The sequence below is a fragment of the Streptomyces sp. DG1A-41 genome (assembly GCF_037055355.1).
Classification (GTDB): domain Bacteria; phylum Actinomycetota; class Actinomycetes; order Streptomycetales; family Streptomycetaceae; genus Streptomyces.
The window spans coordinates 137,899-155,064 of sequence record NZ_CP146350.1; the positions used below are offsets into that span (position 1 = coordinate 137,899).

The following is a 17,166-nucleotide window of genomic DNA, read 5'->3' on the forward strand; positions in this document are numbered from 1 at the left end:
AGACGCGGGGCGGTCGCCGTACTGCACTTGGCGCCCTTCACCGCACCAAAGCGCGCAAATGGGGCCGCCGTGGACATCGCGCGAGGCCGTTCAGGCAAGACCTAAGGCTCTGCCGGTAGCTACATCCGTGATCGAAGGAGACAGTCGCATGGTCCACAGGCATGCCGTCACCGGCCGCCGGGCGGCCCTGACCGCGCTCGGCTTGCTCGTCGCCCCCGGGCTCCCCTCCGCCGCGGCGGCCGAGCCGACCCCCGCGGCGGGCCCCCTGCCCACCGCCTCCCAGACGCTCGGCGCCGACCGGCCGTCGGCTCCGGTGCTGCGCGCCCTGGAGCGCGACCTCCGGCTGACCCCGGCCCAGGCGTCGCGACGGCTGGTCAACGAGGCGGAGGCGGGCACCCGGGCCGGGCTGCTGCGCAACGCCCTGGGCGACCGGTTCGCGGGGGCCTGGCTGCGGGGAACGACGTCGCAGGAGCTCGTGGTGGCGACGACGGACACCGCGGACGTGGCCGCCATCGAGGCGCAGGGCGCGAAGGCGGCCGTCGTGAAGAAGTCGCTGCGCGACCTGAAGGCGGAGAAAGAGAGGCTGGACGCGGCCGCGGCCCGGGTCAGCACCCGGGACACGCCCCTGTGGTACGTCGACGTCCCGGCGAACCGGGTCGTGGTGCAGGCCGGCAGCGAGGCCGCGGCGACCGCGTTCGTCAAGGCCGCGGGCCTCGACGGAAAGAGCGTGGGCGTCAAGGTGACGGCGAACCGGCCGCGGCTCATGGCGGACATCACCGGCGGCGACGCCTACCACGTCGACGGCACCGCCCGCTGCTCCGTGGGCTTCTCCGTCACCAAGGGCGAGCAGGAGGGCTTCGCCTCGGCGGGACACTGCGGCAAGCAGGGCGCCAGGACGACCGGGTTCGACCAGGCGGAGCAGGGGACCTTCCAGGCCTCCACATTCCCCGGCAAGGACATGTCGTGGGTGGCCGTCAACAACCAGTGGACGGCCACGCCGAACGTGAAGGGCGAGGGCGAGCAGAAGGTGCGGATCACCGGCTCGGTCCAGGCGCTCGTCGGCGCGGCCGTCTGCCGCTCCGGCTCCACGAGCGGCTGGCACTGCGGCAAGGTCGAGCAGCACGACACCAGCGTCAGCTACCCCGAGGGCACAGTGAACGGGCTGACCCAGACGACGGTGTGCGCCGAGCCCGGCGACTCCGGCGGGCCGTTCGTCGCGGGCGTCCAGGCGCAGGGCGTGACCTCCGGCGGCACCGGCGACTGCACAACCGGCGGCACCACGTTCTACCAGCCCATCAACCCGCTGCTCAGCGATTTCGGCCTCACTCTGAAGACCGCTGCGGCCGATGCCCCCGCACCGGCGCCGCAGGACAACGCCGTCGCGCAGCCGTGGTCCGCGGGCCGGGTCTACGAGGCGGGGGCGACCGTGAGCCACGCAGGTGTGCGCTACCAGTGCCTCCAGGCCCACCAGGCTCACGGCGGGTGGGCGCCGGCCCGCACGCCAGCCCTGTGGCAGCGGGTGTGACGAAGGGTCAGGCTGTCCGGTGCCGGCGTGTTCCGTGCCGCCGGTGCCGGGCGGGCCCCGCTCCTCCTCTGCCGGCAGGGCGTACGCGGTGGCCACGAACGGGTCGTGGGCGCGGAAGCAGCGGGTGCACAGCGCGGCCGGCGCCGTGCCGGTGTCCGGCGGATGCCCAGGATCTCAGGCGTGAGCGGTCGACCCGCGTGCCACGACGCGCAGGGTGCGGACGGAGGAGTCCGCCGCGTCGGGGATGAGGACGCCGTGCTCGACGCCGCTGCGCAGGTAGTCCAGGACCTCGTCGGTGATGACCTCCCCGGGCGCCACCACGGGAACGCCCGGCGGATAGGGACTGATCATCTCCGCGGAGATCCGTCCTGCGGCCCGCTCGGCGGGCACGTGCTCGACCGGGGCGAAGAACGCCTCGCGGGGCAGCATCGCCTGCTCCAGCTCCAGCGCCGAGGGCTCGGGCAGGTGGACCGGCGGCCGCCGCTCGATGGTGTGCGCCCGTTCGACGAGCGCGGCCAGCGCGTCCACCAGGACCGTCTCGGTCTCGTCGTCGTCCGCGTACGTGATCGAAGCGCTGATGCGGCAGGTGTCCGAGCCGCCGACGTCCACGTGGCGGTGGGTGCGCAGCCACTCCGCGGCCTGCATCCCGCTGATGCCGAGCTTGCGTACGTCGATGACGAGCTTGAGCGGATCGAGGTCGGCGGCGAGCCCGTCCTCCACGACCTCCCGCCCCATGGGCCGCAGACCCGGCAGCTCGGCGACCGCCGCCCGGACGCGTTCGGCGCGGCGGATGGCGGCCTCCAGGAGTTCGTATCCCTGTTCGACCATCTGGCGGCGCCAGCCGTCGAGCGTGGCGTAGACGAGGGAGGAGGCGCTGGTGGTGCCGAGCAGGTCCTCCCGCTGCTTCAGGACCTCGGACGACACGCGGTCGTACTGGAGGTGGAAGACGGAGCTCTGCTCCACCGCCCCGCCCATCTTGTGCACGCTGGTCACCACGAGGTCGGCCTCGGCGTCCATGCCCCAGGCGGGCAGGGCGGGGTGGAACGGCAGGTGGGCGCCCCAGGCCTCGTCGACGATGACGGGCACGCCGAACTCGTGGCACACCCGGGCCACTCCCCCGATGTCCGCACAGGAGCCCCAGTCGGTGGGCGTGATGAGCAGCATGCCCTTGGCGTCCGGGTGTTCCCGGAGCCGCAGGCGGACGTCGTCCGGCTCGGGCGGGTGGGCCAGGTGCCGTTCGGTGTCGAACTTCGGGTGCACCCAGATCGGCTCGACGCCGTTGACGACGACGGCCGCGATGACGGACTTGTGGGCGTTGCGCGACAGCAGCAGCTTCTCACCCGGCCCGGCCGCGGCCAGCATGGCGGTCTTCACGGACAGGGAGCTGCCGCAGGTGGAGAAGAACGCGTGCTCGGCGTGGACCGCGTCCGCCATGAGCTCCTGGGCCCGGCTGAGGACGCCCTGCGACTGGCGGCGGTCGTCGAGGCCGTTGAGGGAGAGCACGTCGGAACGGAACACGTCGAGCCCGACGATCTCCGCGACCCGGGGGTCCACTCCCCTGCCCTGCTTGTGGCCCGGCGGGCCGTAGGCGATGTCGCCGCGGCGCCGGAAGTCCTCCAGCGCCTCCAGGACGGGCACGCGCGAGTGGTCCATGGTTCCTCCCAGGTCCGGCCCGCCAGCCAGCCACCGCCGCGGCGTCCACACTGTCGTGGCCCGGCGGGTACACCGACTGTGTTGCACTCGGACACCGGTCGAAACGCGGGGTGGTGTCACGGCACGGGGCGGCGACCCGCTCCAGGGCGCAGCGGCACCGGTCGCAACGCTGTGAGTGTCGCGGCCGGCCGAAACCCGCCAAGGGCCACGACCGCACCAGACGAAGACGCGGCGGGTGTCGCCGCACCGGGCGGTGAAACCCGGTCGGGGACACGCAGGCGACGCCGGGGAGGTCTCTGTGGAGCGCACGCTCGACGACGTGTACAAAGCCGTCCGTGAGGAGGTGGCGGCCCGGGCCGGCGTGCTGTGGGACGTGGCCTCGCGGCTGCACGCCGAGCCCGAGTACGCCTTCACCGAGCACCGGGCGGCGGCCCTGCTGCCGGGTGAGCTGGAACGGGCTGGTTTCGCCGTGGAGCGCGGCGTGGCCGGGATGCCGACCGCGTTCACGGCGCGCTCGGGCCGGGGCCGGCCCGCGGTGGCTCTGCTGCTGGAGTACGACGCCCTGCCCGGCCTGGGCCACGCGTGCGGCCACAACCTGATCGCCGCGGCGGGCCTGGGAGCCGCACTGGCGGTGGGAGCCGTGCCGGAGGCGTCCGCCGGGACGGTGCTGGCGGTCGGCACGCCGGCTGAGGAGGGCGGGGGCGGCAAGGCCCTCGAGGTGGAGGCCGGGGTGTTCGACGGCGTCGACGCGGCGCTGATGTTCCATCCGGGCGTCCACAGCTGGGCGCGGGCGCCGCTGACCGCGCAGGTGCAGTACCGGGTGGCCTTCCACGGCCGGGCCGCGCACCCCACGGGGAACCCGACGGAGGGCATCGACGCGCTGGCGGCGCTGGTGGAGCTCTTCAACGTGCTGGCCGTGCTGGGGCGGCGGCTGCCGGAGGGCTCGCACGTGCAGGGCATCGTCACCCATGGCGGCACCGCCACCAACATCGTCCCGGAGTACGCCGAGGGGCTGTTCGGTCTGCGCGCGGTCACGACGCCGGCGCTCGGGGACCTCACGGAACGGCTGCGGGAGTGCGCCGAAGGCGTGGCCCGGGCCACGGGCACGATCGCCGAGGTCGAGCAGGCCACCGTGCGCTACGAGCACTTCCGGGACAGCGAGGCGTTGTCCGAGCGGTTCGCCGCGCATCTGTCCCGGGCCGGGATCCCGCTGTCACCGCCCGTGCCCGGCGTGTACCTGGGGTCCTCCGACATCGGGAACGTCAGTTCGCGGGTGCCCGCCATCCACCCGTTCGTCGCGATCATGGACGAGGGCGGCTCCGACCACACCCCGGAGTTCGCCGAGGCCGCCGCCTCTCCGCGCGCCCGCGAGGTGCTGACAGCCGCGACGGAGGCCCTCGCGTGCACCGCCGTGGACGTCCTGCTGTCCGAGGAGCTGCGCGAGGAGGCATGGGCGCGGCACCGGGCGGCGCGAACCGGGTGAGTGCTTCCGCCCCTGGCGGGGAACCCGGCGGACGCCGTACCCACCGACACTCTGGAGAGGGCCATGAGTCTGTTGCGCGTGCTCGGCCGTCCCATGCTGGCCTCGATGTTCCTGACGGGTGGCCTGAACTCCGTCCGTGAGCCGAAGGAGGTCGCCCCGGTCGCCGAGCCTGTCGTACAACCAGTCACCGAACGCGTCTCGGCGCTGCCGGACCGCACCGAGCAGGTCGTACGGCTGAACGGTGCCGTGCAGGTCGTGGCCGGGCTGATGCTGGCCACCGGGCGCATGCCGCGTCCGGCCGCGCTGGCCATAGCGGCCACGCTGGTGCCGACGACGCTGGCGGGGCACCGCTTCTGGGAGGCCGAGGATCCTTCGGAGCGGGCCCAGCAGCGGATCCACTTCTTCAAGAACATGTCCATGCTCGGCGGGCTGCTGATCGCCGCGGACGACACCGGCGCACGCCCCTCCGTGGTGTGGCGTGGCACCCACGCCGCCCGTGGCCTGCGGCGGAACACGGGTCTGGTGCGGCGCATCGTACGTACCACCACGGGCCCGGCCGCGGCGGCCGGGCGTGTCCGGGCCAAGCTCCCGGTCTGATTGATCAACGGGCGGGGCGAACCGACCGCGCGTTAGCCCCCTGGGGCCCTGGGGACCCGGGGGGCTGGAGGTGAAGGACATGGGACACGGAGGAAACGTCATCGAGGAGCTGGTGACCGATCACCGCGAAGTCGAGGAGATGTTCGGCAAGATCGAGGGGCTGCCGCCCGGTCACCAGGACCGCAAGATGTACGCGGACCAGGTCACGATCGAGCTGGTGCGGCACTCGGTGGCCGAGGAGGCCTACCTCTATCCGGCCGTACGCGAGCACGTGGCCAACGGGGACGCCCTCGCCGACCGGGAGCTCGAGGACCATGCCACGGCCGAGCGGATCATGAAGGATCTGGAGGGCTGTGACCCGGGCGACGCCGATTTCGACCGGCAGATGGGCATGCTGATGAGCGAGATCCGCTCGCACATCGCCGACGAGGAGGGCAACCTCTTCCCGGCGCTGCGGCAGGCCTGTCCGATGGACGCGCTCAACGAGCTGGGCGAAAAGGTCCGGAACGCGAAGAAGACCGCCCCGACCCGGCCCCACCCCGCCGCACCCGACAAGCCTCCGGCGAACAAGCTCCTGGCTCCGGGCACCGGGATGATCGACCGGCTGCGCGACGCGCTGACCGGTCGCGGCAAGTCCGAGTAGAGCGAGCCGCCACCGCACACCGCCGTACCGGAGAAGGGCCCGTCGCCTCGGCGACGGGCCTTTCGCTGTGCCGTGTGGCCGCCGTCACGTGACGCGGGCTGGGCGAGGCCCGTGATCGACAGCTGTGATCAACCACACTCCCGGCCTCAAATACCAGGAGGCTGAGGGCGGTTGGGAGGTGTGAGGGCGGCGGGCGAGGGGCGGATGGATCCGACTCGGGGGTCCCCTCTGCCACGATGGTCGGCGCCGTATCCGGCGAGGGGAGCCACCGCGCAGCGCAGCCGGTGCTTCTCGTTCTCCTCGTCCCCCTCCTGCTGAGTCCTCCGACTCGTCTTGCGAGTACCGCACTGTGTCTTCCTCGCCCTCCCCTGCCCAGTCCGTCTCGCGCTCGCCCTGGCGGTCGCTGCGGTACCGCAGCATGCGCTGGTGGTCCGTCGCGAACTTCGTGTCGAACGCCGGTACGTGGATGCAGCTCACGGTGCAGAACCTGCTGGTCCTCGAGATCACCGGGTCCGCCGCCGCTACGGGGCTGTCCATGTCCGTGCAGGCCGCCCCCGCCCTGCTGATGAGCGTCCTCGGCGGCGCGGCCGTCGACCGGTGGCCCCGCAAGCTGACTGCGGCCGTGAGCCAGGCGCTGCTCGGCGCTGTCGCGTTCACCACGGCCGTGCTCGTGGCGCTGGACCGGCTCGACATGACCTCCCTGATGGTGCTGGCCGCCGTCACGGGTGTCGTCGCGACCGTCGACAACCCTGCGTGTGCGCTGCTGGGCAACGATCTCGTCCCGGCGGAGGACGTGCCCTCGGCCATCGGGGTCGGGGCGCTGGTGCACCAGTCGGGCCGGCTCGTGGGAGCGGCCATGGCCGGTGTGGCGGTGGGGTTCCTCGGCACGTCCGCGGCGTACTTCGCGAACGGCGTGTCGTTCCTGTTCGTGGCCTCGGTCATTCCGTTCCTGCGGCCGGCTGCCGGAGCGGTGCGGGAGGTCGCGGTGGGCCCGAAGCGCACCGGCTCGGACATGTCCGTGCGCGAGGGGCTGGCCTTCTTCGCACGGCGGCCGCGTCTGATGGCGCTCGCCGGGGTGACCGGGATCAGCGCGGTGTTCGGCCGCAACTACGGACTCACCCTGGCCGTGCTCGTCACGGGGCCGCTCGCGGGTGGTGCCGGTTCGTTCGGAACGGTGTCGACCGTGCTCGCCGTCGGCGGCATCCTCGGCGCGGTCCTCGGCGCCCGGCTGCGCCTGGCCGTCCGTGCGGCTCGTGGGGGCGTTGGCGGCGGCCGGGGCGCTGCTCCAGGTGGTGGCGGGGCTGTCGCCGTCGCTCGCGGTGCTGATCGTGCTCGTGCTGCCGATGGCCGTGGTGGAGTCCGTCTCCGATACGGCCGGCACGGCCGTCCTCCAGACCGACCCGCCCGCCCACCTGCGGGGTCGCGTGCTGGGCGTGTGGGGCAGCATCGGCACGGTATGGAGCCTGGGCGGCCCGCCCGCCCTCGGCCTCCTCATGGAACTGGCCGGCGCCCGTGGCGCCCTCGTCACCGGCGGCCTGCTCATCGCCGGCGCGATCGGCGCGGGCTACCTGCTGCGGCAGCGCCGCACCACGACGCCTGTGGTGATCCGGACGGAGGAGGGCGACGTCCAGGGGCAGCCGGCGCTGAGCACGGCGGCCTGAGCGGGGACGTGACGGGGGCACAGCGACTGGTGGCCGCGCCTGTTTGAAGTGGTTTCCAGGGCATGCACGGCTGGTCGGCGGCGGCTGCTGGAGCGATCCCGCAGGGCCGCAGCTTCGGCCGGCCGGTTGCCCCGGAGGGGACCGCAGGTTCCAGGGGTGGTTGGCCGGCCTGCGCTGGAGGCGCCCCACACGACTGGTCGGCCGCCGCTGCCGGAGAAACCCCGCAGGGCCGCACGATCGGCGATCGGGCAGCCGCAGCTGCCACTGAAGGGCCGCAGAGCCTACGCGGCTGGTCGACCGCCACTGCGACCCGCACGACCACTACGACCGGGCAGCCGCAGCTGCCACTGACAGATCCGCAGCCCCCACGGCTGATCGGCCGCCGCAGCTGGGGAGACCCCCCACAAAGCCGCTGCGATCGACCGGCCGGGCTGTCCCGGAGGGGGTCCGCAGGTCCGAGCGGCTGGTCAGAGGGCTTCCGCCCGGGAGATCTGCCTGTCCCGCCCGAGGTGACAGCAGGGCTGCCGCGGGGCCCGAGTGGCCGGCCAGCCCGGCTCACCCGGAGGCGTCCTCACGCCCCGGCCAGCCCGGCTCACCCGGAGGTATCCGCAGAGCCCCCACGACTGACCGGCCCGGCACGGGCTGCCCCCGAGGGTCCCGTCAGCGGCCGGTCAGCCCCACATCGTCAGGAGCCCGACGGCCGCAGGGCCGCCGTCGCCGCCTTTGCCGCTCGGCGGGTCAGCAGGGTCGTGGAGCGGCCGTCGAGGTAGGGCAGGACCACGGCCTGGCCGCCCCAGGTGCGGAGCACCTCCGCCTCGGGCAGGTCCTGGACGGAGTAGTCGCCGCCCTTGACCCAGACGTCCGGGCGCAGCCGGGCCAGTACCGCCTCGGGGGTGTCCTCCTCGAACACCACGACGGCGTCGACGCTGCCGAGCGCGGCGAGGACGCGGGCGCGGTCCGCCGCCGGGTTGAGCGGGCGGCACGGGCCCTTGCGGCGGGTGACGGACGCGTCGGAGTTCAGGCACACGATGAGGCAGTCGCCGATGCGCCGCGCGCTCTCCAGCAGGCCGACGTGACCGGCGTGCACCAGGTCGAAGCAGCCGCCGGTGGCGACCACGGTGCCGCCCCGGGCACGGACGCTCTCCGCGAGGGCGAACGCGTCGGTCGCGGCGTCGTCCGCGGGGCCGGGCGGCGGCTCGGTCCGCCACAGGTCGGGGTTGCCCGCGCCGCCGGCCGCGACGAAAGCGGCGGCCTCGGCGACGGCCCGTTGCAGCGCCTCCTCGGGCAGCAGGCCGTCGGCGAGGGCCGCCGCCGTCGTCGCGGCGAAGCAGTCGCCCGCGCCGCACGGGTCCCCGGCGGCCCGGTAGGGCACGGGGACGAGCATCGGCGTACCGGAGCCGGGCCGGGCCAGCAGCACCCCTCGGTCACCGAGGGTGACGGCGACGCCCGCGGCCCGCCAGCGCTCCGCGAGCCGCGTCCCGCGCTCGGCGTACGCGCCCAAGGACGTCCCTCCGGAGCCGGGGTGCAGGGCTCGTGCCTCCGCCGCGTTGGGGGTGACGAGCCGGGCTCCGGGCACGGGCGGGTCGCCGTTGGGATGCGGGTCCCACACCAGGGGTGTGCGGCGGGCGGCGTCCTCGAGGTGCGGCCGCAGGGCGCCCGCGGTGTGGCGCCCGTAGTCGGCGACCAGGATCGCGCGGGCGCTCGCCAGTGCCTCCCGGACCGCGTCGTCGGGTTCGCCGGGGGTGCCGCCGCCCCGGTCGATGCGTACGACGGGCCGGCCGCCCGCGAGGACGCGGGTCTTGACCGGCAGGGTGCCCTTGAGCGGGAGCTCCAGCAGCCGGACCCGGCCACGCAGGTCACGCCGTACGGCCTCGCTGGCTTCGTCGTCGCCGAGCGCGGTCACCAGGACCACGTCCCGGCCGCCGCGGGCGGCGAGTGCGGCGGCCAGTCCGGCTCCTCCCGGGTGCCGCCGGTCTCCGGTGACGTCGACGACGGGGGCGGGGGCGTCCGGGGAGAGCCGGGTGGAGACGCCTTCGATGTCCTCGTCGAGGAGGACGTCCCCGACGACCGCGAGCGGTTCCGGTCCGGTCATGACGTGCTCCCGTGGGTGAGGACCGTGCGCCGTGCGAGCGGCGTGGAAACGGCCGTGTCGAAGCACTCGCAGAGCAGGTGGACGGCGACGAGGTGGGTCTCCTGGACGTTCGCGGTGCTGCCTGCGTCGATGCACAGGGCTTCGTGGGCGGCTTGGGCGAGGGGGTTCGGGCCGCGTCCGGTGAGCGCCCAGACGCGCAGTCCGGCCTGCCGGGCGGTCACGGCCGCGGCGATGAGGTTGGCGCTGCGGCCGGAGGTGGACAGCAGCATCAGGATGTCGCCGGGGCGGCCGTGGGCGCTGACCTGGCGGGCGTAGACGTGGTCGAAGCCGTAGTCGTTGCCGATGGCGGTCACGCTGGAGGTCTCGGCGTGCAGGGCGAGCGCGGAGTAGGCGGGGCGTTCCCGGCGGTAGCGGCCGACCAGTTCGGCGGTGAGGTGCTGGGCCTGGGCGGCGCTGCCGCCGTTGCCCGCGGCGAGCAGCCGGCCGCCGCCGGTGAGGACGTCGGCGAGCCGGCCGCCCCAGTCGGCGATCCGTTCGAGGCCGTGCCGGCGGAACCGGGCGAGTGCCTCTTCCAGTGACCGGCAGTGCAGGCGGGCGGCATCGAGCGCGGGCTGTGCAGGGTGTTCGCTCATGCTGTTCGGGCGTGTCGCCGTTGGGTGGACGGCGGCGGACCCGCACCTCCTTCGGTCTTCGGGCGTCGGCGGCTGTCGGCGGGTCGGGGGCGGGGCGGTTCAGCCGGCACCCGTCGCGGCGGGCTCGGCGTCGAGAACCTCGCAGTAGGCGGCCTCGGTGGCCGCGGCGACCTGGCCCCAGCCGTAGCGGCTCAGGACCCGGCGTCGGCCGGCCGCCCCGCACGCCCGGCGTGCCGCCGGGTCGGCGAGCAGGCCGGCGACGGCGCGGGCCAGGGCCTCCGGGTCGCGGGGCGGCACCAGCCGTCCGGTGCCCGGGTCGGCGATGGTGTCGAGCTGCCCGCCGACCGCGCTGGCCACGACGGGCACGCCACAGGCCATGGCTTCCAGCGGGACGATGCCGAAGGGTTCGTAGTCGGCGGGGCACACCACGGCGTCGGCGGAGCGCAGCAGCGGCGGCACCTCCTCGCTGGGCACGGCCCCGGTGAAGCGGACCCGGTCGGCGACGCCGGCGTCCCGGGCGATGCCGCGCAGCCGGCGCACCTCCGGGTCGTCGTCGAGCCGGTCCGCGGGCGGTCCGCCGACCACGACGAGTTCAGTGCCGGGCAGCAGGGCCAGCGCGGCGACGGCCACCGCGGCGCCCTTGCGCGGCACCAGCCGGCCCAGCTGGAGCAGCCGGTGCGGGTACGGTCCGCGCGGCGCGGCCGGGCCCTTCGGGGTGAACCGGTCGGGGTCGACGCCGCACGGCACGATGCCGATCTTGTGCCGGGGTATGCCCATGCGGGTGAGTTCGGCGGCCTCGTCCCGGCAGGTGGCGACGACACGGTCGCAGCCCAGCCCGATCTCGATCTCGCCGGGGATCCGCTCCGGCGGGCTGGTGTCGGCGTGGCGCTGGTGCCGTCGCTTCACGGTGCCGAGGGCGTGATAGGTGTGCAGCAGGGGCAGCGCGTGTGCGCGGGTCGCGCGCAGTGCGGCCAGGCCCGACATCCAGTAGTGCGAGTGCACGAGGTCGGGGGCCCGGGTGCGCCAGCAGCGGGTCAGATGGCGGCCGAACTCGCCGATGTGCGGCAGGAGTTCGTCCTTGGGGAGGGGCTCGGCCGGTCCGGCGGGGACGTGGTGCACCTCGACGCCGTCGCGCAGCTCCACCCGGCAGGGCAGGTCGGGCGCGTCACGGCGGGTGTAGACGGTGACGCGGTGGCCGCGGTCGGCGAGGGCACCGGCGAGGCAGGCGACGTGGACGTTCTTGTCCGCCGGCGTCGACCCCGCCGAGCGCGGCGAGCGGACTCGCGTGCTCCGAGACGAGCGCGATGGCGAGGACGCCCGGGTCGAGGGGGTCGCCGCCGAGCGGTCCGGTGGGGAAGGGGCTGAGGGACGGGGTCATGAGCACACCTCCGTGATCAGGCGTTCCCAGTCGGTCAGGAAGCGCTTGAGCCCGTAGCGTTCGAGGGCCGCCCGCCGGGCCCGGGCCCCGTCCGCGACCGCGGCCTCGGGCTCGTGGAGGTAGCGGCGGGCGGCGCGGGCCAGGACGTCGGGGCGGGTGGAGAGGGTGCCCGCGCCGGGCGGAACCGCCTCGACGGCCTCGGTGGTGGCGAGGGCCAGGACGGGCAGTCCGAGGTGCATCGCCTCCAGCAGGGACAGGCCGAGGGAGGTCCAGCGCACCGGGTGCAGGTACATGCGGCGTTCGGCCATGGCCGTGTGCAACTCGCTCTGGGGCAGCTCGGCGGTGCGGCACCGGTCGGGCGGCAGGCCGAGGTGGCCGGCCAGGCCCTCGGTGCCCATGCCGAACACGTCGAGCGGCACCGCCTCGGCCAGGGCGGACAGCAGGTCCGTACCGGTGTACCGGGCGCGTCGCACGGGTTCGTTGACGACGACGGCGGCGCGGGCGAGCCGGCCGGTGTAGCGGTGGCCCGGGTCGACGACGCCGTGTTCGACGACCTCGGTGCGGGTGGTGCCGCAGTCCCAGAACAGCCGGTTGAAGTGCGTGACGTGCACGATCGTCAGGTCGGCGCGGTCGGCGCACGGATGCCGGGTGTCCGGTACGTCGCCGTCGGGCGCGTTGTGCTCCAGGTACAGCGCGGGCACGTCCCGGCCGGGGCGGCGTCCGCCGAGCCAGCGTTCGGCCAGCTCCGGTTCGTGCGGCCGTTGCAGGAGGACCAGGTCGACGGGCGTGTCGCGGAGTTCGTCGGGGGTGACCTCGCGCACCGAGGCGGGCCAGGGGAAGGTGCGGGCCCGCCCCAGGCCGTCCGGGTCGCGGCCCGGGGTGACGGGGACGAGGTAGGAGTGCGGGCCCTGGACGAACGCGGTCGTCCAGGAGCCGTGCACGTGCCACAGCAGGATGTTCATACGGCCGCTCCTCGCTCCGTCTGTTCTCCTTGGTCCGCCGGGTGGTCCGTGAGGGCCGCCACGGCGGCGAGCACCTCGGCGTCGCCGATGCCGTCCAGGCAGGGGTGCCCCGGCACGGGGCAGTGCCGGGCCCGGGTGTCCGCGCACGCGGCCTGCCGGTCGCCGAGCAGGACGTGCGGTACGCCGTAGGGCGCCCACCGTTCGGCCGGGACGACCGGTGCGAAGAGGCTGACGACGGGTGTGCCGACGGCGGCGGCGAGATGGGCCGGGCCGGTGTTCCCGGCCACCACGACCTGCGCCCCGGCGAGGACTCCGGCCAGGTGCGGCAGGTCGGTGGCGCCGCCGAGGTCCAGTGCGTGCCGCCCTGCGACCCGGGCGGTCTGCTCCCGCTCGTCGCGGCCCCCGGTGACGACGACCCGGTATCCCTCGGCGGACAGGGCGGCCACGGCTCGTGCCGCCCGGCCGGGGGTCCAGGCCCGGGCGGGGACGGCGGCACCGGGGTGGACGACGACGTACGGCTCAGGGCCCGTGAGGTGGGTGGTGCGGGGCGGCGGTGTGACGCGCAGTCGGCCGTCGTCGCCGGGCGGAAGGGGGAAGCCGGCGGCGCGGGCCAGGTCGAGGGCGGCCAGGACCTCGTGGCGGTGCGGTGGTCTGCGGTGCCGCAGGTCGAGCAGCGCGCCCGGGTAGTCCTCGCTGTCAGCGGCGGTCCATCCGGTCCCGGCGAGCCTCAGCAGCAGGGCGATCGGCAGCGGGCTCTGGTGGTACGACACGAGGACGAGCGCCCGGTCGAAGCGGCCCGCCGTGAGCGTCTCCATCAACTGCCGGGTGGCCGCCCGCGTGACCGGCGGCGGCTCGAGCCCGACCCAGGGGGCGTCGTAGGTCAGTACGTCGTCCGCCCCGGGCAGCATCCGCCCCGCCGCGGCGCCCTGCGGCCCGCACAGCAGCGCGGTGTACGAGGACCCGGCCGCGACGGCCCGCACGGCGGGCCCGGCCAGGAGCACGTCTCCGGCGCTGTCGAGGCGGACGACGAGGGTCCGGGGCAGGCGGCTGCGGGAGCGGAAGGGGGTCATCGCGGCTCCCCCGTCGGCAGGGTGTGGTGACGGCGCGGTACCGCTGCCTGCGCGGCCCGGCGACGGCGTGTGTCGCCTGGCCCCGCCGGGCCGCTTTGCCACTCCCCCGTCGGCACGGTCTGGTCGAGGGCCAGGCGTACCGCCTCGACCAGGTCCGCTGCCGTGGCGTCGGCCTCCCTGACCTCCTCGGGCCGGGTGACCGCCGTCGGAACCAGGACACCGCGGGCACCCGCAGCCCGCGCGGCCTCCACGTCGGCCCCGATGTCGCCGATGACGACGGTGCGCTCGGGCGGCACGCCGAGCCCTCGGCACGCGGCCACCACCAGGCCGGGGGCCGGTTTGCGGCAGCCGCAGCCCTCCTCCGGCCCGTGCGGGCACACGGCCCAGACGGCGAACGGCCCGAGCAGCTCCTCCACCCGCAGGCGCACCTCCTCGACCTGGCGAGGGGTCAGCAGGCCGCGGGCCACGCCCGACTGGTTGGTCACGACGCCGACGGGGATCCCGGCGGCGCGCACGGCGTCGACGGCCTCCCGGGCCCTCGGCATGGGCGCGACCCGCGCCGGGTCCCCGTTGTAGGGGACGTCGGCGACGAGCGTGCCGTCACGGTCGAACAGGACAGCCGCGGGAAGCGGGCCGCCGGGGTCGTACGGGGGCTGCCGCACGCCGGTGGGCCCGTGCGCCCCGGAGAGCAGCCAAGGACCGGTGGGCCGGGTCATGACCGCAGCCGTTCCCTGACCGCCGGGCGGGGCGCGGGCGCCGGCTCGCCGGTCCCGAGCGGGGAGAGCGGCCGGGCCGTACGATGCGCGAGTCGCCCGCGCAGCCAGTGCCAGGTCGCGGCCGGTGGGACGAGCACGCTGGTCAGGGCCATGGTGAGCACCTCGTCGCTGGTGCGCGGCCCGGGCAGGATCCGGGCCAGGGCGAACTCGGTCGTGCCGACCAGCCATGCGGCGGCGCAGCCCCCGGCCAGTCGGTGCCGGCCGAGCAGGGCGCAGCCGAGCGCCGTCACCCCCGCTCCGGTCAGGGCCAGGTGCACGGGCAGCCGCCCGCGGGGCGCCTCGGCCCGGCGCCACCAGTGGCGGCCGTGCAGCCGGGTCATCAGCACGTCGTCGGCGTTGCCGGCCTGGAGACGGACGGAGATCCAGCGGCCGGCCGCCCGCACGGGGTGGGTGGTGGTGCGCCGGCCCCCGATGAGCGTCCAGCCGGCGTCGAGGATGCGCAGGGCGAGGTCGGCGTCCTCCCGGAAGGCCCGCCGGAAGCGCTCGTCGAATCCGCCGACGGCGGCCAGCGCGGCGCGGCGGTACGCCGTGTCGGCGGTGATCCAGCGGGCGCCGGCGAGTCCGGCCGTGCTGCGTTCCCAGTCGGTCGGGCGGCGGTCGGCTGGCAGCGGCACCTCGATCCGGGCGGTGATCCCGGCGGTCCGCTCCGTCGCCGCGGCCAGGTCGAGCGTGAGGTCGTCGCCCCAGGTGGGCCCGGGCACGACGTCGTCGTCGAGGAAGACGATCCAGGGCACGTCACCGGCCGCCCGCCAGCCGAGGTTGCGTGCGGCGGCGGGGCCGCGCGCCCCACCGGGTACGACGATGGTGCGCGAGCGCAGGGACGGCGGGACGTCGGCGGTGAGGGGCGACCGGGCCGGGTCGGGCCGGTCGTCGACGAGGACCACCCGGACCGGCCCCGGTCCGCTCGCCTCGGCCAGGGCGTGCAGGCACACGCGCAGACTGGGCCGGCCGAGGGTGGGGACGACGACGGCGTACTCGGCGTCCCCTGTGCGGGTGTCGGCCTCGGTCATCGCAGGCCTCCGGCGTCCTCGGAACGGAACAGGTCGCCGCGGCGGACGGCGTACGGGCCGATGGCCAGCAGGTCGACGGGCGAGGAGCCGAAGCACTCCAGGGCGTCGCGCGGGTCGTCGACCATGGGCCGCCCGGCGGTGTTGAGGCTGGTGTTGACGACCACTGGCAGCCCGGTGAGCCGCTCGAACTCGCCGAGCATGCGGGCCACCAGCGGCTCGCGGCCCGGGTCGACGGTCTGGATGCGGGCAGTGCCGTCGACATGGACGACGGCAGGGATGCGGTCCCGCCAGGCCGGGGCGACGTCGTGCACGAACAGCATGTACGGGCTGGGCAGCGGGCCGTCGAAGATGTCGGCGGCACGGTCGGCGAGGACCATCGGCGCGACGGGGCGGAACTGCTCGCGGCCCTTGACGTCGTTGAGCCGTTCCAGGTTGCCCGCGTGCCCCGGGTGGGCGAGCAGCGAGCGGTGGCCGAGCGCCCGGGGGCCGTACTCGGAACGCCCCTGGAACCATGCGACGATCGCGTTGTCCGCGAGGGCCCGGGCGACGGAGGCGGCGATGTCCGGGGGCCGTTCGAAGGGGACGGCGGCCGTCTTCAGCCAGGCGCCGAGCTCCGCGTCGGACCAGTCCCGGCCGAGGTCGGCGCCGGTCATGGGCTCCGGTTCCTCGCCCTCGCCGGCGGACAGCAGCAGGGCGCCGCCCAGGGCGGTACCGGCGTCTCCGGCGGCGGGCTGCACCCACACCCGGGAGAAGGGGCCCTCGCGGGCGATACGGGAGTTGGCGACGCAGTTGAGGGCGATGCCACCGGCGAGGGTGAGCACCCGGTCGTGAGTACGGCCGTGCAGCCAGCGCACGAGGTCGAGCAGCGTCTCCTCCAGCACGGCCTGGGCACTCGCGGCCACGTCGGCGTGATCCTGTGTCCACGGCTCGTCGGCGCGGCGCGGCGCGCACAGCTCCTGCCACGGCACCCCGGTGGCGTGGAAGCCGCCGTCGCCGGTGGGGTACACGTGGCGGCGCAGTTCGGTGAGCATGCGCGGGGTGCCGTGGGAGGCGAGCGCCATCACCTTGAACTCGTCGGAGGAGCGCAGGAAGCCGAGGTGTTCGGTGAGTTCCTCGTAGACGAGGCCGAGCGAGTGCGGCAGGTCCTGGGCGTGCAGCGCCTCCAGCCGGTCCCCCACGCGGCGTGCGGCCAGGTGGGAGGCGCGCTCGCCGCGGCCGTCCAGGACCAGGACGGAGGAGTCGCCGGCGTCCGGCGCGGCGAAGGCGCTGGAGGCGGCGTGGGCCATGTGGTGCGGCACGAAGCGGACGATGCCGGGGGCGAGGCCGGGCAGGGCCGTCCGCAGGAATCCGGGCGCCTCGCGCGCGTAGATCAGCCGCAGGTGGTCCCACGGGTCGTCCAGGCCCATGTCCTCGGCGGGCCGGGCGAGTGCCGGGTCGAAGGAGTAGGTGACCGCGTCGAGGTCCTGCGGGCGCAGCCCGGCCCGCTTCAGGCACCAGGCGGCGGCCTTCTCGGGCAGCTCCCAGGCGGAGAACGGCAGGGGTCGCTTGCCGTGCTTGCGCCGGGAGAACCGCTCCTCCTCCGCGGCGGCGACGGTCCGCCCGTCGATCACCAAGGCGGCGGCGGGGTCGTGGAAGAGGGCGTTGATTCCGAGGATGCGCATGGGGGTGGCGGGCCTTTCGGCGG

General features: G+C 75.1%; 12 protein-coding genes and 2 pseudogenes. 5 read left to right on the forward strand and 9 right to left on the reverse strand.

Annotation, left to right across the window (positions count from 1 at the left end):
* The first annotated feature begins 148 nt into the window (after positions 1–148).
* A complete protein-coding gene (locus tag V8690_RS00725; protein ID WP_338775350.1) occupies positions 149–1,525 on the forward strand; it encodes a carbohydrate-binding protein in 1,377 nt (458 codons plus the stop codon).
* Between the two features lie 174 nt (positions 1,526–1,699).
* Here the strand turns inward: V8690_RS00725 and V8690_RS00730 are convergent, their stop codons facing one another.
* The gene (locus V8690_RS00730; RefSeq protein ID WP_338775351.1) at positions 1,700–3,178 is read right to left on the reverse strand and encodes an ornithine decarboxylase; all 1,479 of its coding nucleotides are present in this window, start codon (positions 3,176–3,178) and stop codon (positions 1,700–1,702) included.
* 298 nt (positions 3,179–3,476) lie between these two features.
* On the opposite strand from V8690_RS00730, the gene V8690_RS00735 reads away from it, so the two are divergent.
* The 4 genes and pseudogenes from V8690_RS00735 to V8690_RS00750 all read left to right on the forward strand — a co-directional run bounded on the left by V8690_RS00735 (position 3,477) and on the right by V8690_RS00750 (position 7,562).
* The gene (locus V8690_RS00735; protein WP_338775352.1) at positions 3,477–4,661 is read left to right on the forward strand and encodes an amidohydrolase; all 1,185 of its coding nucleotides are present in this window, start codon (positions 3,477–3,479) and stop codon (positions 4,659–4,661) included.
* A 63-nt stretch (positions 4,662–4,724) separates the two neighbouring features.
* Positions 4,725–5,258, forward strand: a complete 534-nt coding sequence (locus V8690_RS00740; RefSeq protein WP_338775353.1) for a DoxX family protein — start codon at positions 4,725–4,727, stop codon at positions 5,256–5,258.
* A 79-nt stretch (positions 5,259–5,337) separates the two neighbouring features.
* On the forward strand, positions 5,338–5,901 hold the full coding sequence (locus V8690_RS00745) for a hemerythrin domain-containing protein (RefSeq protein ID WP_338775354.1): 564 nt from the start codon (positions 5,338–5,340) through the stop codon (positions 5,899–5,901).
* Between the two features lie 418 nt (positions 5,902–6,319).
* A pseudogene (locus V8690_RS00750) lies at positions 6,320–7,562 on the forward strand (MFS transporter).
* Positions 7,563–8,247: 685 nt separating this feature from the next.
* Here V8690_RS00750 and rfaE2 read toward each other — a convergent pair.
* From rfaE2 to V8690_RS00790, 8 genes and pseudogenes are all read right to left on the reverse strand, one after another.
* On the reverse strand, positions 8,248–9,654 hold the full coding sequence (gene rfaE2, locus V8690_RS00755; protein ID WP_338775355.1) for a D-glycero-beta-D-manno-heptose 1-phosphate adenylyltransferase: 1,407 nt from the start codon (positions 9,652–9,654) through the stop codon (positions 8,248–8,250).
* Positions 9,651–10,286, reverse strand: coding sequence for an SIS domain-containing protein (locus V8690_RS00760; protein WP_338775356.1), 636 nt, complete (start codon positions 10,284–10,286; stop codon positions 9,651–9,653). The genes rfaE2 and V8690_RS00760 overlap by 4 nt, the downstream gene beginning before the upstream one ends.
* Before the next feature lie 99 nt (positions 10,287–10,385).
* Positions 10,386–11,664: pseudogene (locus V8690_RS00765) on the reverse strand (glycosyltransferase).
* Positions 11,661–12,626, reverse strand: a complete 966-nt coding sequence (locus V8690_RS00770) for a glycosyltransferase (RefSeq protein ID WP_338775357.1) — start codon at positions 12,624–12,626, stop codon at positions 11,661–11,663. The pseudogene V8690_RS00765 and the gene V8690_RS00770 overlap by 4 nt, the downstream one beginning before the upstream one ends.
* Complete coding sequence (locus tag V8690_RS00775) at positions 12,623–13,696, reverse strand: glycosyltransferase family 9 protein (RefSeq protein WP_338775358.1); 1,074 nt, start codon at positions 13,694–13,696, stop codon at positions 12,623–12,625. The genes V8690_RS00770 and V8690_RS00775 overlap by 4 nt, the downstream gene beginning before the upstream one ends.
* Complete coding sequence (locus V8690_RS00780; RefSeq protein WP_338775359.1) at positions 13,693–14,412, reverse strand: HAD family hydrolase; 720 nt, start codon at positions 14,410–14,412, stop codon at positions 13,693–13,695. Before V8690_RS00780 ends, V8690_RS00775 begins: the two co-directional genes overlap by 4 nt.
* A complete protein-coding gene (locus tag V8690_RS00785; RefSeq protein WP_338775360.1) occupies positions 14,409–15,482 on the reverse strand; it encodes a glycosyltransferase in 1,074 nt (357 codons plus the stop codon). The genes V8690_RS00780 and V8690_RS00785 overlap by 4 nt, the downstream gene beginning before the upstream one ends.
* Positions 15,479–17,143, reverse strand: coding sequence for a carbamoyltransferase C-terminal domain-containing protein (locus V8690_RS00790; protein ID WP_338775361.1), 1,665 nt, complete (start codon positions 17,141–17,143; stop codon positions 15,479–15,481). Before V8690_RS00790 ends, V8690_RS00785 begins: the two co-directional genes overlap by 4 nt.
* Positions 17,144–17,166: the final 23 nt, after the last annotated feature.